This window comes from Streptomyces pathocidini (assembly GCF_001418495.1).
GTDB lineage: Bacteria > Actinomycetota > Actinomycetes > Streptomycetales > Streptomycetaceae > Streptomyces > Streptomyces pathocidini.
The window spans coordinates 1-25,753 of sequence record NZ_LIQY01000123.1 but is presented as its reverse complement, the minus strand read 5'-3'; the positions used below and the strand labels follow the sequence as shown (position 1 = coordinate 25,753).

Here is a 25,753-nt window from a genome sequence, read left to right as displayed (position 1 = left end):
CAGGACCAGGCGCCGCCCGCCACCCGGATCGACCTCGACGGGCTCGCCGACCGCATCGTGCCGTTCCCAATCGAGGCCGCCACCTACTCCACGCTGCGCGCCGCCGAGGACGGCGTGCTGTGGCTGCGCCACCCGCTGCGCGGCGTCCTCGGCTCGGCCCTGGCCACACCGGACGCCGACGGGCCCGCCACGGCCCTGGTCCGCTACGACCTGGCGCAGCGGCGCGCGGAGGAACTGGCCGACGCCGTCGACGACTTCGCGGTCAGCGGCGACGGCAAGCGCGTCCTGCTGACGGCCGGGGGCAAGCTGCGCGTCGTACCGGCCGACAAGGCCCCGGGCGACGACGGGGACGGCGCCACGGCCGTCGACCTCTCCCGCGTCCGGCTGACCGTCGAACCCGCCGCGGAGTGGCGGCAGATGTACGACGAGGCCGGGCGGCTGATGCGGGACAACTTCTGGCGGCCGGACCTCGGCGGGGTCGACTGGGCGGCGGTCCTGGACCGCTACCGGCCGGTGCTCGACCGCGCCGCCACCCACGACGACCTGGTGGACCTGCTGTGGGAGGTGCAGGGCGAGCTCGGCACCTCCCACGCGTACGTGACGCCGCCAGGAGGGCCCGGCGACCCGGCGTACCGGCAGGGCCTGTTGGGCGCCGACCTGGCGCGGGACGCGGACGGGGTGTGGCGCGTCGAGCACGTCCTGCCCTCCGAGACCTCCGATCCGCACGCCCGCTCCCCACTGGCCGCGCCCGGTGTGGCGGTACGGCCGGGGGACGCGATCCTGGCCATCGACGGCCACCCCGTGGACGCGGTGGCCGGGCCTGGTCCACTGCTGGTCGGCGCGGCGGGCAAGCCGGTCGAGTTGACCGTCGCCCCCGCCGGGGGCGGCGACCCGCGCCACGCGGTCGTGGTCCCGATCGCCGATGAGGAGCCGCTGCGCTACCACGCCTGGGTCGCCGACCGCCGCGCCTATGTCCACGAGCGGTCCTCGGGTCGCCTCGGCTACCTCCACGTCCCCGACATGATCGGCTCCGGCTGGGCGCAGCTCCACCGCGACCTGCGGGTCGAAGTCGCCCGCGAGGGGCTGGTGGTGGACGTCCGCGAGAACCGCGGCGGGCACACCTCGCAGCTGGTTGTCGAGAAGCTGGCCCGGCGCATCGTCGGCTGGGACCTGCCGCGGGGGATGCGGCCCATGAGCTACCCGCAGGACGCGCCGCGCGGTCCGGTCGTCGCCGTCGCCAACGAGTTCTCCGGATCCGACGGGGACATCGTGAACGCGGCGATCAAGGCGCTGGGGATCGGGCCGGTGGTGGGGACGCGGACGTGGGGCGGCGTCATCGGCATCGACCACCGCTACGACCTGGTGGACGGGACGTCGGTCACGCAGCCGAAGTACGCGTTCTGGCTGGAGGGTTACGGGTGGGGGGTGGAGAACCACGGGGTGGACCCGGACGTGGAGGTCCCCCACACCCCCCAGGACTGGGCGGCGGGCCGCGACCCCCAGCTGGACGAGGCGATCCGTTTGGCACTGGCCGCCTTGTCCGAACACCCCGCCAAACTCCCCCCGGACCTCCCGTAGTCCGCCCCGCGCGTTCGCCGTGCGGCGGGCGTGGCCGCATGGCGCGCGGACGCGGGCTGCGGGTTCGCCCCGCGGCGGGGCGGGCCTGGTGGGCCGTGGTTCGGCCCCGCGTTGTGGGCATGCGTTCCGCCCCTAGCGGAACGCATGCCCACACCGGAACGGTGATGCGTGCCCACCCGGCGGAGCCGGGGTTCGTTATGGGGCTGGGCCCCGTAACCCATGGCGCGCGCCGCAGGCGGGATAGCATCGGCGTGGAGATCGCCGTCGAAGGAGGCCCCCGCATGGCGGGTGAACCGCAGGCCGACTGCCTGTTCTGCAAGATCGTCGCCGGCGACGTCCCGGCGGAGGTCGTGCGCGAGACGGACACCACCGTCGCGTTCCGCGACATCAACCCGCAGGCCCCGACCCACGTCCTGGTCATCCCCAAGGTGCACTACCGCGACGCCGCGACCCTGGCCGCCGCCGACCCGCACCTCACCGCGGACGTGCTGCGCGAGGCCGCTGAGGTCGCGGCCGAGGACAAGGTGGACGGGACCGGCTACCGCGTCGTGTTCAACACTGGCAGCGGCGCCGGCCAGACCGTCTGGCACGCCCACGCGCACGTCCTCGGCGGCCGCGGCCTCAACTGGCCGCCCGGCTGACCCGGCGCACCGGATACGCCCGGCGACACCCGTGTCCGTACGCGAACTCGTCGTCCTCGGCACCGCCAGCCAGGTGCCGACCCGGCACCGCAACCACAACGGCTACCTGCTGCGCTGGGATGGCGAGGGCATCCTCTTCGACCCCGGCGAGGGCACGCAGCGCCAGATGACCTACGCGGGGGTGGCCGCGCACGACCTGACGCGGATCTGCGTCACGCACTTCCACGGCGACCACTCCCTCGGCCTGGCCGGGGTGATCCAGCGCATCAACCTCGACCGCGTACCGCACCCGGTGACCGCCCACTACCCGGCCTCCGGGCGGCACTTCTTCGAGCGCCTGCGGTACTCCACCGCGTACCGCGAGACCGTCCGCATCATCGAGGAGCCGGTCCACGCGGACGGCCAAGTGCTGGCCGACGGGCGGGAGTTCAGGCTGGAGGCGCGGCAACTCTCCCACCCTGTCGAGTCCTTCGGCTACCGGCTGGTGGAGCCCGACGGCCGTCGGATGCTGCCCGAGCGGCTTGCCGCGTACGGGATCGGCGGCCCCGACATCGCCCGGCTGCGGGAGGCCGGCTCGCTGGCCACCGCCGCGCACGGGACGGTCACTCTCGACCAGGTGAGCACGGTACGGCGGGGGCAGCGGTTCGCGTTCGTGATGGACACCCGGATGTGCGAGGGGGTGCCCGCGCTGGCGGACGGCTGCGACCTGCTGGTCATCGAGTCCACCTTCCTCGACGAGGCGGCCGGACTGGCCGAGGAGTACGGCCACTTGACAGCCGGGCAGGCCGCCCGCGTCGCCGCCGAGGCGGGCGTGCGCCACCTCGTCCTCACCCACTTCTCGCAGCGCTACGGCGACCCCGCCGCCTTCGAGCGCGAGGCCCGCGCCGCCGGCTACGCGGGCGACCTGACCATCGCCGCCGACCTGGACCGCGTACCCCTCCCGAAGCGCCGCTGACGCGGAAGGGCGCGGCCGCGGGCCGGCCGTCGTCCCGCGCGGGCGGCGCCGTGGGAAGCCCTCCAGGCAAGGCGGGAAGCCCTCCGCGGCAGGGCGGCCCGCAACCCCCGGCCGGACGGGCCCATGGCCGCGCGGCCCCAGTGGCCGCGCCCGCCGGCGACCGTCCGGGATCCATACGATGGGTTCCGGGGCAATGTCGGACGGAAGGCGCGGCGTGACGGGAAGCGACGGGGTCCAGCCGGGCGAGGGCGAGCTGCGCGGGTTCGACCGGGGGACCGGGCTGCACGGCGCCGAGCCGCCCGCCGACCACCTGCTCGACCCGCTCACCCGCACCCCCGCCGACCCGGACATCGACGTCTACCTCACCGGGACCGTCTTCCTGGACATCATCTTCACCGGCCTCGGCTGCGCCCCCGTCCGCGGCACCGAGTCCTGGGCGCGGGGCATGGGCTCCAGCCCGGGCGGGATCGCCAACATGGCTGCCGCGCTCGCCAGACTCGGGCTGCGCACCTGCCTCGCGGCCGCGTTCGGCGACGACGTGTACGGCGACTACTGCTGGGAGTGCCTGCACAAGGGCGAGGGCATCGACCTGTCCCCGTCGCACCGCGTACCCGGCTGGCACTCCCCGGTGACCGTCTCCATGGCGTACGAGGGCGAGCGCACGATGGTCTCGCACGGCCACGAGGCGCCCCCGCCCGCCGTGCTCGAACAGGAGGGCGCGCCCGACTGCCCGCCCCGCTGCCGCGCCGCCGTCGCCGCGCTGGCGCCCGGGCGGCGGGAGGACTGGATCGCGGTCGCGGCGGGGCGCGGCAGCCGGATCTTCGCGGACGTCGGCTGGGACGAGACCGGCCGCTGGGAGCTGGCCGCCCTGGAGGACCTCGCCCACTGCGAGGCGTTCCTGCCCAACGCCGAGGAGGCGATGCGCTACACGCGCACCGAGTGCCCCCGCGCCGCCGCCCGCGCGCTCGCGGACAAGGTGCCGCTCGCGGTGGTCACGATGGGCGCCGAGGGCGCGTACGCGGTGGACAGCGCCACCGGTGAGACCGCCTCCGTGCCCGCCATCGCGGTCGAGGCGCTGGACCCCACCGGGGCCGGGGACGTCTTCGTCGCGGGCTTCGTCACCGGCACCCTCGCCGGCTGGCCGCTCGCCGACCGGCTCGCCTTCGCGGGCCTGACGGCCGCGCTCTCGGTGCAGGAGTTCGGCGGCTCGCTGTCGGCCCCCGGCTGGGCCGAAGTGGCCGCCTGGTGGCAGCAGGTGAAGTCCATCGACGACCAGGCCGCCGCCCTGCGCCACTACGCGTTCCTCGACGCCCTGGTGCCCACGGCCCCCCGCCCCTGGCCGCTGCGCCGGGCCGTGCCCACGATCGGCTTCAGGACGCGCTGAGGCCCCTTCCCGGGGCCTGTGGAGAGAGCCGGGAAAAGGGGGTCGGTGTTGTCGGTGCTCCGTCGTACTCTTGTGGTTACCAGGGCCGTGCGGGACAGCGCGCGGCGCGTCGAGCACAGAAGGCGGGGTCAGCAGGCCAGAGAGCCGGCCCATGACTCAGACACCCACACGGTCGCAGGCGACGACGGCGCACTTCACGGTCTCCCCCAAGCACCCCATGGTGATGGTCCTGGGATCGGGGGACTCGCTTCTGCGCGTGATCGAGCAGGCGTTCCCCTCCACCGACATCCATGTGCGCGGCAACGAGATCAGCGTCACCGGGGAATCTCGGGAAGTCAGCCTGGTCCAGCGCCTGTTCGACGAGATGATGCTCGTGCTCCGCACCGGAGCCCCGATGACGGAGGACGCGGTGGAACGCTCGATCGCCATGCTGCGCGGCGAGGACGAGGCGGCGGGCGCCGCCGAGACCCCCTCCGAGGTGCTGACGCAGAACATCCTCTCCAGCCGCGGCCGCACGATCCGCCCCAAGACGCTCAACCAGAAGCGGTACGTCGACGCCATAGACAAGCACACCGTCGTCTTCGGCATCGGCCCGGCGGGCACCGGCAAGACCTATCTGGCCATGGCCAAGGCGGTTCAGGCGCTCCAGTCCAAGCAGGTCAACCGGATCATCCTGACCCGCCCCGCGGTCGAGGCGGGCGAGCGGCTCGGCTTCCTGCCCGGCACGCTCTACGAGAAGATCGACCCGTATCTGCGCCCGCTCTACGACGCGCTGCACGACATGCTGGACCCCGACTCGATCCCGCGCCTGATGGCGGCCGGCACGATCGAGGTGGCCCCGCTGGCGTACATGCGGGGCAGGACGCTCAATGACGCGTTCATCATTCTCGACGAGGCGCAGAACACCAGCCCCGAGCAGATGAAGATGTTCCTGACCCGGCTCGGGTTCGACTCCAAGATCGTCATTACCGGTGACATCACGCAGGTCGACCTGCCGGGCGGCACCAAGAGCGGTCTGCGCCAGGTGCGGGAGATCCTCGACGGCGTCGACGACGTCCACTTCTCGCTGCTCACCTCCTCCGACGTGGTCCGGCACAAGCTGGTGGGCCGTATCGTCGACGCGTACGAGCAGTACGACAGCCGCAACGGAAAGTAAGCCGGAAACAACCCCATGTCGATCGACGTCAACAACGAGTCCGGCACGGACATCGACGAGCAGGCGGTCCTGGACGTCGCCCGCTTCGCCCTGGCCAGGATGCGGATCCACCCCCTCTCCGAACTGTCGGTCATCGTCGTCGACGCCGCCGCCATGGAGCAGCTGCACATCCAGTGGATGGACCTGCCGGGTCCCACCGATGTCATGTCCTTCCCGATGGACGAGCTGCGCCCGCCCGCGAAGGACGACGAGGAGCCCCCCCAGGGGCTCCTCGGGGACATCGTGCTGTGCCCCGAAGTGGCCAGGAAGCAGGGCGAGGAGGCGGAGACGGCGCACTCGATGGACGAGGAGCTCCAGCTCCTCACCGTCCACGGCGTCCTCCACCTCCTCGGCTACGACCACGAGGAGCCCGACGAGCGGGCCGAGATGTTCGCCCTCCAGAAGGCGATCATCGACGGCTGGCGCGCCGAGCGCGGCGTCGAGGGCCCCTCCCCGGCCCCCACCACCCGATGACGGCCCAACTCGTCGTCGCCGCCGTCCTGCTGGTCGTCGTGGCCTGGCTGGCGGCCTGCGCCGAGGCGGGCCTGGCGCGCACGACCCGGTTCCGCGCCGAGGAGGCCGTACGGTCCGGGCGGCGCGGAAGCGACCGGCTGCTGGCCGTCGCCGAGGACCCCACCCGCTATCTGAACGTGGCCCTGCTGGTGCGCGTGGCCTGCGAGATGGGCGCCGGGGTGCTCGTCACGTACGTCTGCCTGCGGGAGTTCACGCAGACCTGGGAGGCGCTGGCCGTCGCGCTCGGCGTGATGGTCCTCGTCTCGTACGTGGCCGTCGGCGTCTCGCCGCGCACCATCGGCCGCCAGCACCCGCTGAACACGGCCACCGCCGCCGCGTACGTCCTGCTGCCGCTGGCCCGCGTCATGGGCCCGATCCCGCAGCTGCTGATCCTCATCGGCAACGCACTCACCCCCGGAAAGGGCTTCCGCAAGGGCCCGTTCGCCTCCGAGGCCGAGCTGCGCGCCATGGTCGACCTCGCGGAGTCCGAGCAGCTCATCGAGGACGAGGAGCGCCGCATGGTGCACTCGGTCTTCGAACTGGGCGACACCCTCGTCCGCGAGGTGATGGTGCCGCGCACCGACCTGGTCGTCATCGAGCGGGCCAAGACCATCCGCCAGGCAGTCACCCTCGCCCTGCGCTCCGGCTTCTCCCGGATACCGGTCACGGGCGAGAGCGAGGACGACATCGTCGGGATCGTCTACCTCAAGGACCTGGCCCGCAAGACGCACATCAACCGCGACGCCGAGAACGACCTGGTCTCCACCGCCATGCGCCCGGCGGCCTTCGTGCCCGACACCAAGAACGCGGGCGACCTGCTGCGGGAGATGCAGAAGGACCGCAACCACGTCGCCGTCGTCATCGACGAGTACGGCGGCACGGCCGGGATCGTCACCATCGAGGACATCCTGGAGGAGATCGTCGGCGAGATCACCGACGAGTACGACCGCGAACTGCCGCCCGTCCAGGAGCTGGGCGCGGACCGCTACCGCGTCACCGCCCGCCTCGACATCGGCGACCTCGGCGAGCTGTACGGGCTCCAGCTGGACGACGAGGACGTGGAGACCGTCGGCGGGCTGCTCGCCAAGTCCCTCGGCCGCGTGCCGATCGCGGGGGCCACGGCCGAGGTGGACCTCTCCGAGGACGCCACCGACCCGGGCCTGAAGGCCCTCCGGCTGACCGCCGAGTCCCCGGCAGGCCGCCGCAACCGCATCGTCACGGTCCTGGTCGAGCCGGTCCGCCCCACCGGACGCGGGGACGGCGAGGGCAAGGCGTGAGCGGCGCGTGGCGCCTCTCTATGATCGGCGCATGACCGACAGCGCTGCCACCCTGGACCCCGAAGACCGCAAGATCGTCACGCTGGCGCGCTCCGCGCGGGCCCGGAACGCCGTGCCGGAGGGGGCGGCCGTCCGCGACGAGACCGGCCGTACGTACGTCGCCGGGACCGTCGCGCTCGACTCGCTGAAGCTCAGCGCGCTCCAGACCGCGGTCGCCATGGCGGTCGCCAGCGGCGCCAAGTCCCTGGAGGCCGCGGCCGTCGTGACGGAGGCCCCCGCCGCAACCGCCGCCGACCGCGCCGCCGTACGGGACCTGGGCGGCCCGGCCTGCCCGGTCCACCTCGCCGCCCCGGACGGCACCCTGCGGTCCACGGTGACCGCGGGCTGACCACGCCCTGCGGCCGGAAGCGGTCGCTGAACGACACCCTGCGGCGCGGATGAGGCGGGCTCGACCACGCCCTGCGGTCGGGAGCGGCCGAGCGATCGGGGAGAATGGGCGCCATGAGCGCCCTTTCCTCCCCGGCCCCGGCAGGCGAACCCCACCGCGCGGGCTTCGCGTGCTTCGTCGGCCGGCCGAACGCCGGTAAGTCGACCCTGACCAACGCCCTGGTCGGGACGAAGGTGGCGATCACCTCCACCCGCCCGCAGACCACCCGGCACACCGTCCGCGGCATCGTGCACCGCCCCGACGCGCAGCTGGTCCTCGTGGACACCCCCGGGCTGCACAAGCCCCGGACGCTGCTGGGCGAGCGGCTGAACGACGTCGTGCGCACCACCTGGGCCGAGGTCGACGTGATCGGCTTCTGCCTGCCCGCCGACCAGAAACTCGGCCCCGGCGACCGCTTCATCGCGGGCGAACTGGCCGGGATCAAGAAGACCCCGAAGGTCGCGATCGTCACCAAGACCGACCTGGTGGACTCCCAGCAGCTGGCCGAACAGCTCATCGCCATCGACCGGTTGGGCACGGAGCTGGGCATCGAGTGGGCCGAGATCATCCCGGTCTCGGCGGTGGCCGCCGAAAAGGGGGCGGGACGCGGTTCCTCGGCCGAGGGCAGTGGTGGGCGAGGAGCCGGCCAGACCGGACTGCTCGCCGATCTGCTCGTGCCGCTGCTGCCCGAGGGCCCCGCGCTCTACCCGGAAGGCGACCTCACGGACGAGCCCGAGCAGGTCATGGTCGCCGAGCTGATCCGCGAGGCCGCGCTGGAGGGCGTACGGGACGAGCTGCCGCACTCGATCGCGGTGGTCGTCGAGGAGATGCTGCCGCGCGAGGACCGGCCCGCGGACCGGCCGCTGCTGGACATCCACGCCAACGTCTACATCGAGCGCCCCAGCCAGAAGGGCATCATCATCGGCCCGAAGGGCGCCCGGCTGAAGGAGGTCGGCAGCAAGTCGCGCAAGCACATCGAGGCGCTGCTCGGCACACCGGTCTTCCTGGACCTGCACGTGAAGGTGGCCAAGGACTGGCAGCGCGACCCCAAGCAGCTGCGCAAGCTGGGCTTCTGAGCCGGGTCTTCTCAGCCGAGGCTCGGGCCGAGGCGGCGGCCGTGGGGCCGCCGCCTACGCGCCCTCCTTCAGCACCCTCGTGATCAACTTCCGCTGCGCCGCGCCGATCCGCGGATCCGCGCAGCGCACGGTCCGCTCGCCGTCGAGGGTGATCTCGTAGCGGAAACCGTCGGGTACGCCCGCGGGCGGCTCGCCCCGGCCTTCGGCCGCTGCCTCCTCGGCCAGGGCGTGCCACTCCGCCGCGTCGGGCCTCCCCGAGGTGTCGACCTCGGCCCGGCGCGTGATGCCCGCGAACCCGCCGGTGCGCTTCACCTGAATCCGCATGGCTCCATCCGTACCCGACGGCGCGGGGGTTGTGCGCCTACTCGCAGGGAGTGGTGTCGGCCTCCGGGGACCCGGCCTCGTCGGCGGGGGTGACCCCCACCTCGGACCAGCCCTTCTGCACCGCCGCCAGCTCCTTGCTGTCCTTGCCGTAACGCTTCTGCGCCGCGGCGACCGTGAGCTGGGCGAAGGCGGCGAAGTTCGCGTCCTTGGCCAGCTTCCCGCCGGTCAGCACGTCGTACCAGATCTGCCCGGCCCTCTCCCACGCCTTCCCACCGATGGCTGTGGCGACCTCGTAGAAGGCGCGGTTGGGGATGCCCGAGTTGATGTGCACACCGCCGTTGTCCTCGGTGGTGTCCACATAGCCGTCCATCGACCCCGGCTGCGGGTCCTTGCCGAGCACGTCGTCGTCGTACGCGGTGCCCGGGGCTTTCATCGAGCGCAGCGCCTTGCCCTCGACGGCGCCGGCCAGGAGGTCGGCGCCGATCAGCCAGTCCGCCTCCTCGGCGGTCTGCCCCAGCGCGTACTGCTTGACCAGGGAGCCGAAGACGTCGGAGACGGACTCGTTGAGGGCGCCGGCCTGGCCCTGGTAGTCGAGGTTGGCGGTGTACTGCGTGACGCCGTGGGCGAGTTCGTGGCCGATGACGTCCAGCGACGTGGTGAAGTCGTTGAAGATCTCGCCGTCGCCGTCCCCGAAGACCATCTGGTGGCCGTCCCAGAAGGCGTTGTTGTACTCCTGGCCGTAGTGGACGGTGGCGTCCAGCGCGAGGCCCTCGCCGTCGATGGAGTTGCGCTCGAACCCCTTCAGGAACAGCTCGAAGGTGGAGCCGAGCCCGGCGTAGGCGCGGTTGACGGACGCGTCCTTGACAGCCTCGTCGCCCTCGCCCCGGACCTTCGTGCCGGGCAGCGTCTCGACCTTCCCGGCGTCGTAGATCGTGCGGTTCGGCTTCTCCTCCGCCGCGGGCTCGGTGGCGGCGGGGGGCGCGGCCTCACGGCGCCGGATGCGCTGGGCGGCGTCCCGCTCCAGGGTCCGGCGGGCGCGCCCTGCACGCGCCTCGTCGTCCGACTGCGCGAGCCGGTCGAGCAGGTGTGGGGGGATGATCGTGCAGAAGACAGGATGCGTGGCTTCCACGCGAAGTGCGGTCATGCCGAACCATGTTGGCACGCGGTCACCGCTGTGTCACTGGTGGTGACCGCGATGAGCGGTATGGGAGGCCTGCGGATAGATTCGTCACCTTTTGTTCGCTGCTGCCGTCACGTCTTGCATACTGGAACGGACTCGGTGTCCTCGCAGGGCTCGGCTAGGCTGCTGCGCATCATGCGTTTCGGGCTGCTTCTTCTTAGCTGCCGCGGCGAGGGCCTGTAGTCGTAGGCCGACCCCCTCCCCGCGGAGTCCGGTGTTGCCCACCGTCGGCCGTCGAACGCCTTCGAGCCCTTCGACAGGAGCCCAGCGCAGTGAACACCCCGAATTCCGTGGGCCGCTCCACGCCCGTCACCGCCGCCACCGCCACCCAGCGCCCCTCCGGCATGCCGATCCACAAGTACGGGCCGTACGAGGCCGTGGACCTCCCCGATCGCACCTGGCCCGGCGCCCGGATCACCAAGGCCCCGCGCTGGCTGTCGACCGACCTGCGGGACGGCAACCAGGCGCTGATCGACCCGATGTCCCCCGCCCGCAAGCGGGCCATGTTCGACCTGCTGGTGAAGCTGGGCTACAAGGAGATCGAGGTCGGCTTCCCCTCCTCCGGGCAGACCGACTTCGACTTCGTGCGCTCGATCATCGAGGAGGGCGCGATCCCCGAGGACGTGACGATCTCCGTCCTCACCCAGGCCCGCGAGGAGCTGATCGAGCGCACGGTGGAGTCGCTGCGCGGCGCCCACCGCGCCACCGTCCACCTGTACAACGCCACCGCCCCGGTCTTCCGCCGGGTCGTCTTCCGCGGCACCCGTGAGCAGGTCAAGCAGATCGCGGTGGACGGCACCCGGCTGGTCATGGAGTACGCGGAGAAGCTGCTGGGCGAGGAGACGGCCTTCGGCTACCAGTACAGCCCGGAGATCTTCACCGACACCGAGCTGGACTTCGCGCTGGAGGTCTGCGAGGGCGTCATGGACGTCTGGCAGCCGGAAGACGGCCGCGAGATCATCCTCAACCTGCCCGCCACGGTGGAGCGTTCGACGCCCTCCACGCACGCCGACCGGTTCGAGTGGATGGCGCGGAACCTGTCCCGGCGCGAGCACGTATGCCTGTCGGCGCACCCGCACAACGACCGCGGCACCGCCGTGGCCGCGGCCGAGCTGGCTGTCATGGCGGGCGCGGACCGCGTCGAGGGCTGCCTGTTCGGGCAGGGCGAGCGCACCGGCAACGTCGACCTGGTGACGCTGGGCATGAACCTGTTCTCGCAGGGCGTGGACCCGCAGATCGACTTCTCGCAGATCGACGAGATCCGCCGCACCGCCGAGTACTGCAACCAGATGACCGTCCACCCGCGCCACCCGTACGTGGGCGACCTGGTCTACACGGCCTTCTCCGGCTCCCACCAGGACGCCATCAAGAAGGGCTTCGAGGCGCTGGAGGCGAGCGCGGCCGAGCAGGGGAAGACGGTCGACGAGATCGAGTGGGCCGTGCCGTACCTGCCGATCGACCCCAAGGACGTGGGCCGGTCCTACGAGGCGGTCATCCGCGTCAACTCCCAGTCCGGCAAGGGCGGTATCGCGTACGTCCTGAAGAACGACCACAAGCTGGAGCTGCCCCGCCGGATGCAGATCGAGTTCTCCAGGCTCATCCAGGCCAAGACGGACGCGGAGGGCGGCGAGGTCACGCCCGCGCAGATCTGGGCGGCCTTCCAGGACGAGTACCTGCCGAATCCGGCCAACCCGTGGGGCCGCATCCAGGTGCGGTCCGGCCAGACCACGACCGACAAGGACGGCACGGACACCCTCACCGTCGAAGCGGTCGTCGACGGCGCGGAGACGGTGCTGACCGGCAGCGGCAACGGCCCGATCTCCGCGTTCTTCGCCGCGCTGGCCGCGGTCGGCGTGGACGCCCGGCTGCTGGACTACTCCGAGCACACGATGAGCGAGGGCGCGAGCGCGCAGGCCGCGTCGTACATCGAGTGCGCGATCGGCGACAAGGTCCTGTGGGGCATCGGCATCGACGCCAACACCACCCGGGCCTCCCTGAAGGCGGTCGTCTCAGCCGTCAACCGCGCAACCCGATAGCCGTCCGGCTTCGGTTCCGGTACGGACGCGCGCGCCCTCACCATCCGGTGCGGGCGCGCGTTTCCGTTCCGGTGTGCGTCCCGGCTCCGCCGGGTGGGCGGGGACACCGTTCCGGTGTGGGCACCGGGTTCCGCTGGGTGGGCACGCGGCCACAACGGGGGGGCCGAACCCGGCCCACCGAGCCCGCCCGCAGCGCGGCGAACACACCGCCCACGGCGTGGCGAACGCCGCCCACGGTGTGGCGGACCCACGGCTCTGCGGCGCGGGGCGCGCGCCACCCGCCGGGTGGTGAACCCGGTGGCACCCGCACGGGAAAGTGGCTCGGATCCACTCAGCCCGCGGCGCCGGGGCTGACGTCGCGTCATTGATGTGGCTAACATCACCCCAACACGGCGCCGTTGCCGAAGAGTCACCGACTCGCGGCGGACCGTGGCGGAACAATTCGGGCCAAGCCGCCGGAGGTGCGCGATGCAGCGCGTGTGGGGAGTGCGGACGACCTGGCGCACGGTCGGCGACGGGGAGTTCTTCTGCCCGGAATGCGGGGGCGACCGCAACTACCGCCGCCGCACCGGCCGCCGCCGCGTAGCCGTCTTCGGGCTGCCGCTCATCCCGCGCGGCGCCGCGGGTCCGGTCGTCGAGTGCTCCGCCTGCCACGGCCGGTTCGGTACCGAGCTGCTCGACCACCCCACCACCATCCGCTTCTCCGCGATGCTGCGCGACGCCGTGCATACCGTCGCCCTCGCCGTCCTTGCCGCGGGCGGCGCAGGCGACCGTACGGTGCGGGAGGCAGCCGTCTCCACGGTCCGCGGCGCCGGGTTCGAGGACTGTACGGGCGAGCAGCTGCTGGCCCTCGTCGAGGCGCTCGCCGCCGACACCGGCCGCCTGCCGGGCCGGTTCGACGGCCGCGCCGAGGGCTGCGCGGACGGCTGCGCCGAGCACGGCGCGGCGGGCGGCGCGGTGCTGGCCATCGAACTCCACGAGGCGCTCGAGCCGTTGGCCCCGCACCTCGCCCCCGCCGGACGCGAGGGCATCCTCCTGCAGGGCGCCCGTATCGCCCTCGCGGACGGCCCGTACAGCCCCGCGGAGCACGCCGCCCTCGCGACGGTCGGCCGCGCGCTGGGCATCGGCCTGGAGGACACCCAGCGCCTCCTGGCAGCAGCCGCCAGAACGCCTTCCTAGGAGGAGCCTCCCGGTCCCTCCCAGGGTCGTTCGGCCGGCCGCCTGGGGCCCCGCTCTTGCTGGTCCGCCTCCGGGCCAGAGTCCGTCGTCCGCGTTCGCCGGGGCCCCCGCGTACGGGACAATGGCTCGCATGAGTCTGTTCCGCGACGACGGCATCGTGCTGCGCACCCAGAAGCTCGGCGAGGCGGACCGGATCATCACCCTGCTCACTCGTGGGCACGGCCGCGTACGGGCCGTGGCGCGTGGAGTGCGGCGTACCAAGTCCAAGTTCGGGGCGCGACTGGAGCCGTTCTCGCACGTGGACGTGCAGTTCTTCGCCCGCGGCAGCGAGCTCGTGGGACGCGGGCTGCCGCTGTGCACCCAGAGCGAGACCATCGCCCCGTATGGCGGGGCCATCGTCACCGACTACGCGCGCTACACCGCCGGCACTGCGATGCTGGAGACCGCCGAGCGGTTCACCGACCACGAGGGCGAGCCCGCCGTACAGCAGTACCTGCTGCTCGTCGGCGGCCTGCGGACGCTCGCCGGCGGCGAGCACGCCCCGAACCTGGTCCTCGACGCCTTCCTGCTGCGCTCCCTCGCCGTCAACGGCTACGCCCCCAGCTTCGGCGCCTGCGCGCGCTGCGGGATGCCGGGCCCCAACCGGTGGTTCTCGGTCGCCGCGGGCGGGGTGGTCTGCGGGGAGTGCCGGGTGCCGGGAAGCGTCGTACCCTCTGCGGAGTCGCTCACGCTGCTCGGCGCGCTGCTGACCGGCGACTGGGCGACGGCGGACGCGAGCGAGCCACGGCACGTGCGCGAGGGCAGCGGGCTCGTGGCGGCGTACCTCCACTGGCATCTGGAACGCGGCCTGCGTTCGCTGCGTTATGTGGAGAAGTAGAAGTACGAGACATGGGAGACGTGGACCGCATGGCACGACGCGGGATTCTGGGCCGAACTCGCCGGACGTACCGGACACCCGAGCCGCACCCGTCCGGCGCGCGCCCGCCGAAGATTCCGGGCGAGCTGGTCCCGAACCATGTCGCCGTCGTGATGGACGGCAACGGCCGCTGGGCCAAGGAACGCGGCCTCCCGCGCACGGAGGGGCACCGGGTGGGGGAGGGCGTCGTCCTGGACGTCCTCAAGGGGTGCCTGGAGATGGGTGTCAAGAACCTCTCCCTGTACGCCTTCTCGACCGAGAACTGGAAGCGCTCGCCCGATGAGGTGCGCTTCCTGATGAACTTCAACCGCGATGTGATCCGCCGCCGGCGGGACGAGATGGACGAACTGGGCATCCGCATCCGGTGGGTGGGGCGGATGCCGAAGCTGTGGAAGTCGGTCGTCCAGGAGCTCCAGGTTGCCCAGGAGCAGACCAAGGACAACGACGCGATGACGCTGTACTTCTGCGTCAACTACGGCGGCCGCGCCGAGATCGCGGACGCGGCGGCGAAGCTCGCGGAGGACGTGAAGGCCGGGAAGCTCGACCCGTCGAAGGTCACCGAGCGGACCTTCGCGAAGTACCTCTACTACCCGGACATGCCGGATGTCGACCTCTTCCTCCGCCCGAGCGGTGAGCAGCGCACGTCCAACTACCTGATATGGCAGAGCTCGTACGCGGAGATGATCTTTCAGGACGTTCTGTGGCCGGACTTCGACCGTCGTGACCTCTGGCGGGCCTGTCTCGAATACGCCTCTCGCGACCGCCGCTTCGGCGGAGCCGTCCCCAACGAGACGTCGCCCGCCTAGCCGGCGACCTCCGCCTCGCCGCGCGAGGCGGGTTAGCCGTGCGGCGGGGTGGCCCGCTGGGCCATGGTTCGGTCCGCGTTGTGGGCAGGCGTTCCGCCCTTGCGGAACGCCTGCCCACAACGGAACAGGGACGCGTGCCCACCCGGCGGAGCCGGGGCCCGCACCGGAACGGTGAACGCACGTCCCAAACCCGGCTATGCCTTGGTGGCAGACTCCGCGCAGGCCTGGCAGGTGCCGAAGATCTCTACCGTGTGGGCGATGTCCACGAAGCCGTTGTCGGCGGCGATCTGGTCGGCCCACTTCTCCACCGCGGGCCCCTCCACCTCGACCGCCCTGCCGCAGGACCGGCACACCAGGTGATGGTGGTGGTCGTCGGTGCTGCACCGGCGGTAGACGGACTCGCCGTCGCTGGTGCGCAGCACGTCCACCTCGCCCGCGTCCGCGAGCGATTGGAGCGTGCGGTAGACGGTGGTGAGGCCGACCGAGTCGCCCCGGTGCTTGAGCATGTCGTGCAGCTCCTGCGCGCTGCGGAACTCGTTGACCTCGTCGAGGGCCGCCGCCACCGCGGCACGCTGCCGGGTCGACCGGCCGCGGACCGGGGCCGCGTTCGTCCCACCGCTCCCCGCGATAGCCACCGTCGCCTCCTTGCTAGCCGTCCGTACCGACCTACCTACGCCCGGCCATTGTGCCAGTACGCCGTCAGCCCGACGGCCGGACCTCCACGTCGTCCCCGGAACCGAAACCCGGGCCGGAACCCGAGCCAGAACCGGAGCCGAAACCGGAACCAGAACTCGGGGCGGACACGGCCGTAGCCCCGGCCGGACTGCGACTGCCCGGTACCTCCAGCGTGCACCTCTCCTCGCGTGGCGCGAGGAGCTCCGCCCTGCGCGCCCGCCGTCTCGCCAGCGGCGCGGCCAGCGCGGTGATCACGCCGAACACCGCGATGGCGAGGACCACGATGCTCGCGCCCGGCGGCACGTCCACGTAGAAGGAGTAGACGGTTCCGGACAGGGTGACGATCACGCCGATGCCGATCGCCGCCGCGAGCGTCATCGCGAATCCGCGGGTCGCCTGCTGGGCGGCCGCCACCGGTACCACCATCAGCGCGCTCACCAGCAGCAGCCCGACCACCCGCATCGCCACGGTGACCGTGACGGCCGCGGTGATCGCCAGCAGCAGGTTCAGCACCCGCACCGGCAGCCCGGTGACCCGCGCGAACTCCTCGTCCTGGCAGACTGCGAACAGCTGCCGCCGCAGCCCCAGCGTGATCGCCATGACGAAGGCGGCCAGCAGGCAGATCGCCTGTACGTCGCCCTGCGAGACGGTGGTGATCGAGCCGAAGAGGTACGTGGTGAGGTTGGCGTTGGAGCCGTTCGGCGAGAGGTTGATCAGCAGGACGCCGCCCGCCATGCCGCCGTAGAACAGCATCGCCAGCGCCAGGTCGCCCCGCGCTTTGCCGTACCAGCGGATCAGTTCCATCGCCACCGCGCCGAGCGCGGAGACCAGCACAGCCGTCCACACCGGGTTGGTGCCGGTCAGGAAGCCCAGCGCGACACCGGTCAGGGCGACGTGCCCGATCCCGTCGCCCATGATCGCCTGGCGGCGCTGGACGAGGTAGATGCCCACCGCGGGTGCGGTGATGCCGACCAGCACGGCGGCCAGCAGCGCCCGCTGCATGAAGTCGTAGCCGAGGATGTCCATCAGGTCAGCAGTCCTGTCCGGATCGGTTCGGAGGCCGTGTCCGCGTGCGGGTGCACATGGTCGTGGCCGGGCAGCGCGTGCTGCCCCACCGCCTTCGGCGGCGGCCCGTCGTGCACCACGCAGCCGTCGCGCAGCACCACCGCGCGGTCGATCAGCGGCTCCAGCGGCCCGAGTTCGTGCAGCACGAGCAGCACGGTCGTGCCGCCCGCGACCTGCTGCCGCAGGGTGTCGGCCAGCACCTGCTGGCTGGCCTGGTCCACGCCCGCCATCGGCTCGTCCATGATCAGCAGCTCGGGTTCGCCGGCCAGCGCCCGGGCTATGAGGACGCGCTGGTGCTGGCCGCCGGAGAGCGCGTTGACCGAGTCGCCGGCCCGGTCCGCCATGCCGACCAGCTCCAGCGCCCGCCGCACCGCCTCCCGGTCGGCCTTCCGCGGCAGCCCGAGCCGCGTACGGGCCAGCCGCCCGGCGGACACCACCTCCCGTACGGTCGCGGGCACGCCGCTGGCCGCGGTGGTGCGCTGCGGCACGTAGCCGATGCGCGCCCAGTCGCGGAAGGCGCGGCGGGGGGTGCCGAACAGCTCCAACTCGCCACTGGTGAGCGGCACCTGGCCGACCACGGCCCGTACGGCGGTGGACTTGCCGGAGCCGTTGGCCCCGAGCAGCGCGACGACCTCACCGCGCCGGACGGTGAGGTCGATGCCGCGCAGCACGGGCCGTGCGCCGAGCGAGGCCGACGCCCCGCTCAGGGATATGACCGGCTGCTCCATGACGCGTGCCTCCGAAGGGTGAGTCACTTGGCCCCGAGTGCCTTCTGCAGGTTCTTCAGGTTGGACCGCATGACCTCGAGGTAGTCGCCGCCCTGCGACTTGTCGTTGATGCCTTCCAGCGGGTCGAGGACGTCGGTCTTCAGACCGGTGTCCTTCGCCAGGGTCTTCGCGGTCCTGTCGCTGGCGAGGGTCTCGAAGAAGACGGTGGTCGCCTTCTCCTTCTCCGCGATCTCGTGCAGATCCTTCATGCGGGCCGGGCTGGGCTCGGACTCGGGGTCGAGGCCGGCGATGCCCTCCTGGTCCAGGCCGTAGCGCTCGGCGAGGTAGCCGAAGGCGGAGTGGGTGGTGATGAAGGTGTCGGTGGCGCGGTTCTTCAGGCCGTCCTCGTACGCCTTGTCCAGCTCGTCGAGCTTACCGACCAGGGTCGCGGTGTTCTTCTCGTAGTCCGCGGCGTGGTCGGGGTCGGCCTTGGCGAGGGCCTTGCCGACGCCGCGGGCGACCTCGGCGTACTTGACCGGATCGAGCCAGATGTGCGGGTCGGCGGCGGCGTCCGCCTCGTGGTCGTGCTCGTCCGCGGCGTGCCCGTCCTCGTGCCCGTCCTCGTGCGCGGACTCGTCGTAGCCGTGCTCGTCCGCGTGGTCGTGGTCGTGGCCGACCGCGGTGCCGTGGTCCTCGAGCTCGGTGAGGGTGGCGGCGTCGACGGTGTTCTTCACGCCGGCCTGCTTGACGGCCTCGTCGACGGCGGGCTGGAGGCCCTTGAGGTAGAGGACGACGTCGGACTCGCCGAGCTGGGCGGTCTGCTGCGGGCTGATCTCGAGGTCGTGCGGCTCGACGCCGGGCTTGGTGAGGCTCGTGACCGAGACGTGGCCCCCGCCGATCTCCTTGGCGAGGAACTCCATGGGGTAGAACGACGCCGTGACGCCGAGCTTTCCGTCGCTCCCGGCGTTCGTGGCGCCGGAGGAGGAGCAGGCGGACAGGGCGGTCAGGCCCAGCGTGACCGCGCCGGCGAGGGCGGCGGTGGATATGAGGCGTCGGTGTGCGTTCATGACACTCATTTTCAACAAAGATGGAAACGATTGTCAACAAAGTGATCAGCCCGGCGATCACACCCGCAAAGGACACACCGATTTGATCCCAGCCCCGCACCCGCCGGTAATCTGAGGTATTCGCCGGTCCCAGGATCCCGGCGGATTCCACCATCACCGCTTCGTCGTCGTAATGAAGAGAGCATCGTGGCCGCCGACAAGATCGACACCATCGTCAGCCTGAGCAAGCGCCGTGGCTTCGTCTACCCGTGCAGCGAGATCTACGGCGGTCAGCGGGCCGCCTGGGACTACGGTCCGCTCGGCGTCGAGCTCAAGGAGAACATCAAGCGCCAGTGGTGGCGCTCCATGGTCACCTCGCGCGACGACGTGGTCGGCCTCGACTCGTCCGTGATCCTCGCCCGCGAGGTCTGGGAGGCGTCCGGCCACGTGGCGACCTTCACCGACCCGCTCACCGAGTGCACCTCCTGCCACAAGCGGTTCCGCGCGGACCACCTGGAAGAGGCGTACGAGGCGAAGCACGGCCACCTGCCCGCGAACGGCCTCTCCGATGTCAACTGCCCGCACTGCGGCAACAAGGGCGCGTTCACCGAGCCCAAGCAGTTCTCCGGGCTGCTGGCCACTCACCTCGGCCCGACCCAGGACTCCGGCTCCGTCGCGTACCTGCGCCCGGAGACCGCGCAGGGCATCTTCACCAACTTCGCGGCCGTGCAGCAGACTTCGCGCAAGAAGCCGCCGTTCGGCATCGCCCAGGTGGGCAAGTCCTTCCGGAACGAGATCACGCCGGGCAACTTCATCTTCCGCACCCGCGAGTTCGAGCAGATGGAGATGGAGTTCTTCGTCAAGCCGGGCGAGGACGAGACGTGGCACGAGTACTGGATGGAGCAGCGCTGGAACTGGTACCGCGACCTCGGCATCCGCGAGGAGAACATCCGCTGGTACGAGCACCCCAAGGAGAAGCTGTCCCACTACTCCAAGCGCACCGCCGACATCGAGTACCGCTTCAACTTCGGCGGCACCGAGTTCAGCGAGCTGGAGGGGGTGGCCAACCGGACCGACTACGACCTCGGCGCGCACTCCAAGGCCTCCGGCCAGGACCTGTCGTACTTCGACCAGGAGGCCGGTGAGCGCTGGACGCCGTACGTGATCGAGCCCGCGGCCGGGGTGAACCGCGCGATGCTCGCCTTCATGCTCGACGCGTACAACGAGGACGAGGCGCCGAACGCCAAGGGCGTGCTGGAGAAGCGCACCGTCATGCGGCTCGACCCGCGCCTGGCGCCCGTCAAGGTCGCGGTGCTGCCGCTGTCCCGCAACCCGCAGCTCTCGCCGAAGGCGAAGGGGCTGGCGGCGGACCTGCGCCGGCACTGGAACATCGAGTTCGACGACGCGGGCGCGATCGGCCGCCGCTACCGGCGCCAGGACGAGATCGGCACGCCGTTCTGCGTCACCGTCGACTTCGACACCCTCGACGACAACGCGGTGACGGTGCGGGAACGGGACACGATGAAGCAGGAGCGCGTGTCCCTGGACCAGATCCAGACCTACCTGGGCGGCCGCCTCCTGGGCTGCTGACCCGCTATCCGGCGCGGGCACGGCATACGGGCGCGGGCACGGCATACGGCAGGTGCGTGGCGCCTCCGGCGCGGATGACAGACGGCGGGTGCCGGTCCCTTTCCGAAGGGATCGGCACCCGCCGTCTGTGTGTTGGGGGAGCTCGCGGCCGGTTGGGCACCGCGGGGCCGCGCCGCGGTGGTTGTTCGCCGCGGCGGCGGACGATTTCCGCTGGGCCGGCGGAGCTCCTCGCCGCCGCCGCGGGAAGTTTTCCGCCCACGGCCCGAGGCCCGGGCCGCCGGTTTGGCGGTTGGACGAATCTTCGCGGCTGCGGCGGGAAATGTTCGGCCGCCACGGCGCGAGGTTCGGAGCCGCCGGATGGGTCTCCGCGGCCGCGGCGGGAAATCCTCCCGCCGCGACGGTGGGACGCGGGACGGCGGAGTTCGGGTGGGGGCACCTCCCGGCGGTAGCCGGGGGAGCCCAACCGGCCGCAACCGGGGCCGGGTTACGCCGCCAAGCCCTTTTGGATGAGGTGGCATACTGCCTCGAAGGCCGTGGTGATGCCGGGGGTTGACCAGTCGGCCGCGTAGGCCGGGTCGTGGAAGCGGTTGGTGGCGTCGAAGACGGCGCGGGCCGCCGTGGGGGCATCCGGGACCGGCGGGGCGAACGCCCCCTGGGCGTGGCCGTTTTCGATGATCCGCGCCAACTGGCCGACCAGATCGGCGACATGGCGCTCCACGACCCCGCTGCTCTCGCCGATCAGCACCATGTACGTGGCGAACAGCTCGGGATCGTCCCCGGCCTTGTGCCGCTTGGCCTCGAAGAGGCCGGAGAGCCACGCGTCGAGCCGCAGGGCGGCCGGGCCGTCGCCGGAGGCGATCTCGCCGAGCCGCTCCGACGTACGGTCCAGCCACCGCTCGGTGACCGCCTCGCGCAGCGCCGCCTTGCTGGGGAAGTGGCGGTAGACGCTGCCGTGGCTGACGCCCAGCGCCCGCGCCACGTCCACCACGGTCGCCTTCGCGGGGCCGTAGCGGCGCAGCACCTCCTCGGTGGCTTCGAGGATGCGGTCGGGCGTCAGGGCTTCGGGCGGCATCGGGGTTCCCCGTCTCCTACTTCTCGCTGTCCAGGTGCGCCATCTGCGCCTCCGGGTAGCGCGCGCCCGCCGCGGCCCCGGCCGGGACGGCTTCCTCGATCGCGGCCAGGTCGGCCGCGTCCAGGGTGAAGTCCAGCGCGCCGAGCGCCTCGGTGAGCCGGTCGCGGCGCCGCGCGCCGACGAGCGGGACGATGTCCTCGCCCTGCGCGAGCCCCCAGGCGATGGCGGTCTGGGCGACCGTAGCACCCTTGCCTTCGGCGACCTTGCGGAGCGCGTCCACCAGATCCAGGTTCCGGTCCAGGTTGTCGCCGGAGAAGCGCGGGCTCATGCCGCGGAAGTCGTTCGCGGCGAGCTTGCGGTCCCGGCTCCAGTGCCCGCTGATCAGACCGCGGGACAGCACGCCGTACGCGGTGACGCCGATGCCCAGTTCGCGGCAGGCCGGCAGGATCTCGTCCTCGATGGAGCGGGAGATCAGGGAGTACTCGATCTGGAGGTCCGAGATCGGGGCCACGGCGGCGGCCCGGCGGATGGTGTCCGCGCCGACCTCCGAGAGGCCGATGTGGCGGACGTGCCCGGCCTCGACGGCCTCGGCGATGGCGCCGATCGTCTCCTCGACGGGGACCTCGGGGTCGATGCGGGCGATCCGGTAGACGTCGATGTGGTCGGTGCCCAGGCGCTGGAGCGAGTAGGCGAGGAAGTTCTTCACGGCCGCGGGCCGGCCGTCGTAGCCCGCCCAGCCGCCGTTCGCGTCCCGCAGGGCGCCGAACTTGACGCTGAGGAGGGCCTGTTCGCGCCGGGAGCTCGCGCGCAGCGCCTCACCGATCAGCATCTCGTTGTGGCCCATGCCGTAGAAGTCGCCGGTGTCGAGGAGCGTGACCCCGGCGTCGAGCGCAGCATGGAGGGTGGCGATGGACTCGGCGCGGTCCGAGTCGCCGTAGAGGGCGGACATGCCCATGCAGCCGAGGCCGAGTGCCGAGACCTGGGGGCCGGTGGTTCCGAGAGTGCGGTTCAGCACGGGGGTCTCCTCGTGGGATGGAAGCGATCGGTACACGAGAAGAATGGCATGCGCGATGACAGATTTCAATATCTGTCATCGCGCATCTTCAAGTCGTTCTGTGCTGATGGTTCGCCGCGCTCGCCGATGCCGTGCCCGCGGCCTCCAAGCGGGCGGCCGTGCAACGGGCCGTCCGCGCCGCCCAGCGGCCCGTCGTCGCCGCTCCGACCAGCAGTACCGCCACCCCGCAGCCTGTGATGACCCACCACGCGGGGCCGCTGGCGGCCACGAACCCGTCGATGTCGCCGCCCATGCGCACCCCCGCCGCGAGCACCGCCCCGATCACCGCGACGCCCAGGGTCTGCCCGATCTGGCGGCTGGTCGAGGCGACGGCCGCCGCCACGCCCGCCTGCGCGCGCGGCATGCCGGAGACGGCGGTGTTGGTGATCGGCGCGTTCACCAGGCCGAAGCCGAGCCCGAAGACCACGTAACCGGTGAACAGCAGCGGCTCAGAGGCTTCCGCCTCGAACGCGGCGAACAGCAGCCCGCTCGCCGTCATCGTCACCCCCGCCAGCAGCAGCGGGAGCCGCGGTCCCTTGCTCGCGACCAGTCGCCCGGACAGCGGTGCGAACAGGAACGTCATGAGCGCCATGGGCAGCATCCACAACCCGGCGCCGAAGGCCGAAAGGCCCCGCACCTCCTGCAGGTAGAGGGTGTTGAGGAACAGGAAGCCGCCCAGCGCCGCGAACGCGCTGACCGCGATCATCGTGGCCCCGCTGAACGGGGCGCTGCGGAAGAACCGCAGATCGATCAGCGGTTCGGCGCGCCGCGGCTCGTAGAGCAGCAGCCCGGTCAGCGCGGCGAGGGCGGCGCCCGCGAAGGACAGGATCAGCGGCGAGGTCAGTCCGGCGTCCGGCGCCTCGATGATCGCGTACGTCAGGCAGCCCAGCAGGACGATGACCAGCAGCTGGCCGACCGGGTCCACACGGCGCGGCCTGGGCGCCCGGGACTCGGGCACATAGCGCATGGTCAGCAGCAGGGCCGCCAGGCCCACCGGCAGGTTGATCCAGAAGATCGAGCGCCAGCCGACGGTGTCCACCAGCACCCCGCCGATCATGGGCCCGGCCGCCATGCTGATCCCGACGACCCCGCCCCAGACGCCGATCGCGCGGGCCCGGGCCTTGGGCTCGGTGAAGACGTTGGTGATGATCGACATCGCCACGGGGTTGAGCATCGAGCCGCCGACCGCCTGCACCATGCGGAAGACGATCAGCCAGCCCAGGCTCGGCGCGAGGCTGCACAGCGCGGAGCCGAGCGTGAAGAGCACGAGACCGGTCCGGAAGACCTTGCGCCGCCCGATCCGGTCCGCGGTGGAGCCCGCGAGCATCAGCAGCGAGGCCAGCACGAGCGTGTACGCGTCGATGGTCCACTGGAGGCCCGCGACGGAGGCGCCCAGATCCCTGCGCAGCGAGGGCAGCGCCACGTTCAGCACGGTGTTGTCGAGGCTGACGAGCAGCAGGCTCATACAGCAGATCCCCAGCACGAGCAGGCGCCGCCGGTGGCTGAGTTCGGGCATGGATGAACCGTACAACCACCCTTGGTACGGCGCCGCTGCGCGGGGTTGTCCACAGGCTTCCCGGAGTGGGCGGCGGGTGCGCGACAATGGGAGCCGCCCGACCCCGTACGCACCCGCTGCCACCATGCCGCCGCCCGACCGAAGGACGCCCGCCCGATGACTCTGCTGCAGATCGGCCCGCACTCCGTGCAGCCGCCGGTGGTCCTGGCCCCGATGGCCGGGATCACCAACGCGCCGTTCCGCACGCTGTGCCGGGAGTTCGCCGAGGGCGCGTGGGGGTACGGGGGCCGTCCCCCGGGAGATCGCGGCAGTGGCGGCAAGGGGCTGTTCGTCAGCGAGATGATCACGACGCGGGCGCTGGTCGAGCGGGACGCCAAGACCATGCGGCTGATCCACTTCGATGGGACCGAGAAGCCGCGCTCCATCCAGCTGTACGGCGTCGACCCCGGCACGGTCGGCCGCGCCGCCCGCATGATCGCGGACGAGGACCTCGCCGACCACATCGACCTCAACTTCGGCTGCCCCGTGCCGAAGGTGACGCGCAAGGGCGGCGGGTCCGCGCTGCCGTACAAGCGGAACCTGCTGCGGTCGATCCTGCGGGAGGCGGTCGCGGGGGCGGGCGGGCTGCCCGTGACCATGAAGATGCGCAAGGGCATCGACGACGACCACCTCACCTATCTCGACGCCGGCCGGATCGCGGTCGAGGAGGGCGTCACGGCGATCGCCCTGCACGGCCGCACCGCGGCCCAGCACTACGGCGGCCAGGCCGACTGGGAGGCGATCGCCCGCCTGAAGGAGGCGGTGCCGGAGGTGCCGGTCCTCGGCAACGGCGACATCTGGTCGGCGGACGACGCGGTGCGGATGATGCGGGAGACCGGCTGCGACGGGGTCGTCGTGGGGCGCGGCTGCCTGGGCAGACCCTGGCTGTTCGGCGACCTGGTCGCCGCCTTCGAGGGCACGGGGGAGCGCGCCGCGCCGGCGCTCAAGGAAGTGGCCCTCGTGATGCGGCGCCACGCCGAGCTGCTGGGGGAGTGGCTGGAGGACGAGGCGCGCGGGGTCATCGACTTCCGCAAGCACGTCGCCTGGTACACCAAGGGGTTCTCGGTCGGCTCCGAGATGCGGAAGCGGTTGGCCATCGCCTCGTCGCTGGCCGAACTGGACGATCTGCTGGGCGCGTTGGATCTCGACCAGCCGTGGCCGGTCGGCGCGGACGGCCCTCGCGGGCGCACCTCCGGCCGCCACCGGGTCGTCCTCCCGGACGGCTGGTTGGACGACCCCTACGACGCGTCGTGTGTGACCGCTGACGCGGAGCTGGACACCTCCGGGGGCTGACGGGCGGGCCATCCGGCAGGGCCTGCGGGTCCGCCGTGCGGCGGGGCGCGCTCGGTGGGCCGCGGTTCGGCCCCCCCGTTGTGGGCCAGCGTGGCCACCGGCGTGCAGCCGCGTACGAATCCTCAGCCCCCGGTGGACTGTTGCGGTCCGGGCGCGGCTACGGTCCGGTGGGGGCCGTGCGCCGGGTGCGGGTTCCGGTGTGCCCACCC

The 25,753-nt window shown here is 71.9% G+C and carries 24 protein-coding genes; 15 read left to right on the top strand and 9 right to left on the bottom strand.

Annotation, left to right across the window (positions count from 1 at the left end; genetic code table 11):
* The 9 genes from AOK16_RS07735 to AOK16_RS07695 form a co-directional block, all read left to right on the top strand.
* A partial coding sequence (locus tag AOK16_RS07735) for a S41 family peptidase (protein ID WP_205627648.1) occupies positions 1 to 1,578 on the top strand: 1,578 nt, incomplete at its 5' end.
* A gap of 281 nt (positions 1,579 to 1,859) precedes the next feature.
* Complete coding sequence (locus AOK16_RS07730; RefSeq protein WP_055471485.1) at positions 1,860 to 2,219, top strand: histidine triad nucleotide-binding protein; 360 nt, start codon at positions 1,860 to 1,862, stop codon at positions 2,217 to 2,219.
* Between the two features lie 31 nt (positions 2,220 to 2,250).
* Positions 2,251 to 3,174: a ribonuclease Z gene (locus AOK16_RS07725; RefSeq protein ID WP_055471484.1), complete on the top strand. Its 924-nt coding sequence runs from the start codon at positions 2,251 to 2,253 to the stop codon at positions 3,172 to 3,174.
* 280 nt (positions 3,175 to 3,454) lie between these two features.
* Positions 3,455 to 4,558 carry a carbohydrate kinase family protein gene (locus AOK16_RS07720; protein ID WP_398718417.1) on the top strand — a complete coding sequence of 368 codons (1,104 nt, stop codon included), beginning with the start codon at positions 3,455 to 3,457 and terminating at the stop codon, positions 4,556 to 4,558.
* A 151-nt stretch (positions 4,559 to 4,709) separates the two neighbouring features.
* Positions 4,710 to 5,714, top strand: coding sequence for a PhoH family protein (locus tag AOK16_RS07715; RefSeq protein ID WP_055471483.1), 1,005 nt, complete (start codon positions 4,710 to 4,712; stop codon positions 5,712 to 5,714).
* Positions 5,715 to 5,729: 15 nt separating this feature from the next.
* Positions 5,730 to 6,227 carry an rRNA maturation RNase YbeY gene (ybeY, locus tag AOK16_RS07710; protein WP_055471482.1) on the top strand — a complete coding sequence of 166 codons (498 nt, stop codon included), beginning with the start codon at positions 5,730 to 5,732 and terminating at the stop codon, positions 6,225 to 6,227.
* Positions 6,224 to 7,543 carry a hemolysin family protein gene (locus AOK16_RS07705; protein ID WP_055471481.1) on the top strand — a complete coding sequence of 440 codons (1,320 nt, stop codon included), beginning with the start codon at positions 6,224 to 6,226 and terminating at the stop codon, positions 7,541 to 7,543. The genes ybeY and AOK16_RS07705 overlap by 4 nt, the downstream gene beginning before the upstream one ends.
* Positions 7,544 to 7,574: 31 nt before the next feature.
* Positions 7,575 to 7,931 carry a hypothetical protein gene (locus AOK16_RS07700; RefSeq protein WP_055471480.1) on the top strand — a complete coding sequence of 119 codons (357 nt, stop codon included), beginning with the start codon at positions 7,575 to 7,577 and terminating at the stop codon, positions 7,929 to 7,931.
* A 113-nt stretch (positions 7,932 to 8,044) separates the two neighbouring features.
* Positions 8,045 to 9,046 (top strand): GTPase Era, encoded by a 1,002-nt coding sequence (locus AOK16_RS07695; RefSeq protein WP_055471488.1) that lies wholly within the window; start codon positions 8,045 to 8,047, stop codon positions 9,044 to 9,046.
* Between the two features lie 54 nt (positions 9,047 to 9,100).
* Here the strand turns inward: AOK16_RS07695 and AOK16_RS07690 are convergent, their stop codons facing one another.
* Together AOK16_RS07690 and AOK16_RS07685 are read right to left on the bottom strand one after the other, a co-directional pair.
* Complete coding sequence (locus AOK16_RS07690; protein WP_055471479.1) at positions 9,101 to 9,370, bottom strand: protealysin inhibitor emfourin; 270 nt, start codon at positions 9,368 to 9,370, stop codon at positions 9,101 to 9,103.
* A 37-nt stretch (positions 9,371 to 9,407) separates the two neighbouring features.
* Positions 9,408 to 10,514: a M4 family metallopeptidase gene (locus AOK16_RS07685; RefSeq protein ID WP_055471478.1), complete on the bottom strand. Its 1,107-nt coding sequence runs from the start codon at positions 10,512 to 10,514 to the stop codon at positions 9,408 to 9,410.
* Positions 10,515 to 10,822: 308 nt separating this feature from the next.
* Here AOK16_RS07685 and leuA point away from each other — a divergent pair, with 308 nt between their 5' ends.
* From leuA to AOK16_RS07665, 4 genes are all read left to right on the top strand, one after another.
* The gene (gene leuA, locus AOK16_RS07680) at positions 10,823 to 12,586 is read left to right on the top strand and encodes a 2-isopropylmalate synthase (protein ID WP_055471477.1); all 1,764 of its coding nucleotides are present in this window, start codon (positions 10,823 to 10,825) and stop codon (positions 12,584 to 12,586) included.
* A gap of 468 nt (positions 12,587 to 13,054) precedes the next feature.
* Entirely contained in the window at positions 13,055 to 13,765 is a 711-nt protein-coding gene (locus AOK16_RS07675; RefSeq protein WP_055471476.1) for a TerB family tellurite resistance protein, read from the top strand.
* 130 nt (positions 13,766 to 13,895) lie between these two features.
* Entirely contained in the window at positions 13,896 to 14,642 is a 747-nt protein-coding gene (gene recO / locus AOK16_RS07670; RefSeq protein ID WP_055471475.1) for a DNA repair protein RecO, read from the top strand.
* Between the two features lie 29 nt (positions 14,643 to 14,671).
* Positions 14,672 to 15,487: an isoprenyl transferase gene (locus AOK16_RS07665; protein WP_055471487.1), complete on the top strand. Its 816-nt coding sequence runs from the start codon at positions 14,672 to 14,674 to the stop codon at positions 15,485 to 15,487.
* A 194-nt stretch (positions 15,488 to 15,681) separates the two neighbouring features.
* Here AOK16_RS07665 and AOK16_RS07660 read toward each other — a convergent pair whose 3' ends face one another.
* From AOK16_RS07660 to AOK16_RS07645, 4 genes are all read right to left on the bottom strand, one after another.
* Positions 15,682 to 16,122, bottom strand: coding sequence for a Fur family transcriptional regulator (locus AOK16_RS07660; RefSeq protein ID WP_055471474.1), 441 nt, complete (start codon positions 16,120 to 16,122; stop codon positions 15,682 to 15,684).
* 64 nt (positions 16,123 to 16,186) lie between these two features.
* Positions 16,187 to 17,188: a metal ABC transporter permease gene (locus tag AOK16_RS07655; protein ID WP_079101156.1), complete on the bottom strand. Its 1,002-nt coding sequence runs from the start codon at positions 17,186 to 17,188 to the stop codon at positions 16,187 to 16,189.
* A complete protein-coding gene (locus AOK16_RS07650; protein WP_055471473.1) occupies positions 17,188 to 17,955 on the bottom strand; it encodes a metal ABC transporter ATP-binding protein in 768 nt (255 codons plus the stop codon). Before AOK16_RS07650 ends, AOK16_RS07655 begins: the two co-directional genes overlap by 1 nt.
* A 23-nt stretch (positions 17,956 to 17,978) precedes the next feature.
* A complete protein-coding gene (locus AOK16_RS07645) occupies positions 17,979 to 19,010 on the bottom strand; it encodes a metal ABC transporter substrate-binding protein (protein ID WP_398718343.1) in 1,032 nt (343 codons plus the stop codon).
* Positions 19,011 to 19,187: 177 nt separating this feature from the next.
* Between AOK16_RS07645 and AOK16_RS07640 the strand changes: the two genes are divergently transcribed.
* Positions 19,188 to 20,570 carry a glycine--tRNA ligase gene (locus AOK16_RS07640; protein ID WP_055471471.1) on the top strand — a complete coding sequence of 461 codons (1,383 nt, stop codon included), beginning with the start codon at positions 19,188 to 19,190 and terminating at the stop codon, positions 20,568 to 20,570.
* Positions 20,571 to 21,054: 484 nt separating this feature from the next.
* On the opposite strand, the gene AOK16_RS07635 is transcribed toward AOK16_RS07640, so the two are convergent.
* The 3 genes from AOK16_RS07635 to AOK16_RS07625 all read right to left on the bottom strand — a co-directional run bounded on the left by AOK16_RS07635 (position 21,055) and on the right by AOK16_RS07625 (position 24,212).
* Positions 21,055 to 21,642: a TetR/AcrR family transcriptional regulator gene (locus AOK16_RS07635; protein WP_055471470.1), complete on the bottom strand. Its 588-nt coding sequence runs from the start codon at positions 21,640 to 21,642 to the stop codon at positions 21,055 to 21,057.
* Positions 21,643 to 21,658: 16 nt separating this feature from the next.
* Positions 21,659 to 22,597: an aldo/keto reductase gene (locus tag AOK16_RS07630; RefSeq protein ID WP_055471486.1), complete on the bottom strand. Its 939-nt coding sequence runs from the start codon at positions 22,595 to 22,597 to the stop codon at positions 21,659 to 21,661.
* Between the two features lie 148 nt (positions 22,598 to 22,745).
* Positions 22,746 to 24,212, bottom strand: a complete 1,467-nt coding sequence (locus AOK16_RS07625) for an MFS transporter (RefSeq protein ID WP_055471469.1) — start codon at positions 24,210 to 24,212, stop codon at positions 22,746 to 22,748.
* Between the two features lie 156 nt (positions 24,213 to 24,368).
* On the opposite strand from AOK16_RS07625, the gene dusB reads away from it, so the two are divergent.
* Entirely contained in the window at positions 24,369 to 25,544 is a 1,176-nt protein-coding gene (gene dusB, locus AOK16_RS07620) for a tRNA dihydrouridine synthase DusB (RefSeq protein WP_055471468.1), read from the top strand.
* Positions 25,545 to 25,753 lie beyond the last annotated feature (209 nt).

Excerpts from the sequence above, each read along its gene's own strand:
- AOK16_RS07730 (WP_055471485.1), top strand. The coding sequence starts at position 1,860 with ATGGCGGGTGAACCGCAGGCCGACTGCCTGTTCTGCAAGATCGTCGCC.
- AOK16_RS07715 (WP_055471483.1), top strand. The coding sequence starts at position 4,710 with ATGACTCAGACACCCACACGGTCGCAGGCGACGACGGCGCACTTCACG.
- ybeY (WP_055471482.1), top strand. The coding sequence starts at position 5,730 with ATGTCGATCGACGTCAACAACGAGTCCGGCACGGACATCGACGAGCAG.
- AOK16_RS07705 (WP_055471481.1), top strand. The coding sequence starts at position 6,224 with ATGACGGCCCAACTCGTCGTCGCCGCCGTCCTGCTGGTCGTCGTGGCC.
- AOK16_RS07700 (WP_055471480.1), top strand. The coding sequence starts at position 7,575 with ATGACCGACAGCGCTGCCACCCTGGACCCCGAAGACCGCAAGATCGTC.
- AOK16_RS07695 (WP_055471488.1), top strand. The coding sequence starts at position 8,045 with ATGAGCGCCCTTTCCTCCCCGGCCCCGGCAGGCGAACCCCACCGCGCG.
- AOK16_RS07690 (WP_055471479.1), bottom strand. The coding sequence starts at position 9,370 with ATGCGGATTCAGGTGAAGCGCACCGGCGGGTTCGCGGGCATCACGCGC.
- AOK16_RS07685 (WP_055471478.1), bottom strand. The coding sequence starts at position 10,514 with ATGACCGCACTTCGCGTGGAAGCCACGCATCCTGTCTTCTGCACGATC.
- AOK16_RS07675 (WP_055471476.1), top strand. The coding sequence starts at position 13,055 with ATGCAGCGCGTGTGGGGAGTGCGGACGACCTGGCGCACGGTCGGCGAC.
- recO (WP_055471475.1), top strand. The coding sequence starts at position 13,896 with ATGAGTCTGTTCCGCGACGACGGCATCGTGCTGCGCACCCAGAAGCTC.
- AOK16_RS07665 (WP_055471487.1), top strand. The coding sequence starts at position 14,672 with ATGGCACGACGCGGGATTCTGGGCCGAACTCGCCGGACGTACCGGACA.
- AOK16_RS07655 (WP_079101156.1), bottom strand. The coding sequence starts at position 17,188 with ATGGACATCCTCGGCTACGACTTCATGCAGCGGGCGCTGCTGGCCGCC.
- AOK16_RS07650 (WP_055471473.1), bottom strand. The coding sequence starts at position 17,955 with ATGGAGCAGCCGGTCATATCCCTGAGCGGGGCGTCGGCCTCGCTCGGC.
- AOK16_RS07645 (WP_398718343.1), bottom strand. The coding sequence starts at position 19,010 with ATGAGTGTCATGAACGCACACCGACGCCTCATATCCACCGCCGCCCTC.
- AOK16_RS07635 (WP_055471470.1), bottom strand. The coding sequence starts at position 21,642 with ATGCCGCCCGAAGCCCTGACGCCCGACCGCATCCTCGAAGCCACCGAG.
- AOK16_RS07630 (WP_055471486.1), bottom strand. The coding sequence starts at position 22,597 with ATGGGCATGTCCGCCCTCTACGGCGACTCGGACCGCGCCGAGTCCATC.
- AOK16_RS07625 (WP_055471469.1), bottom strand. The coding sequence starts at position 24,212 with ATGCCCGAACTCAGCCACCGGCGGCGCCTGCTCGTGCTGGGGATCTGC.
- dusB (WP_055471468.1), top strand. The coding sequence starts at position 24,369 with ATGACTCTGCTGCAGATCGGCCCGCACTCCGTGCAGCCGCCGGTGGTC.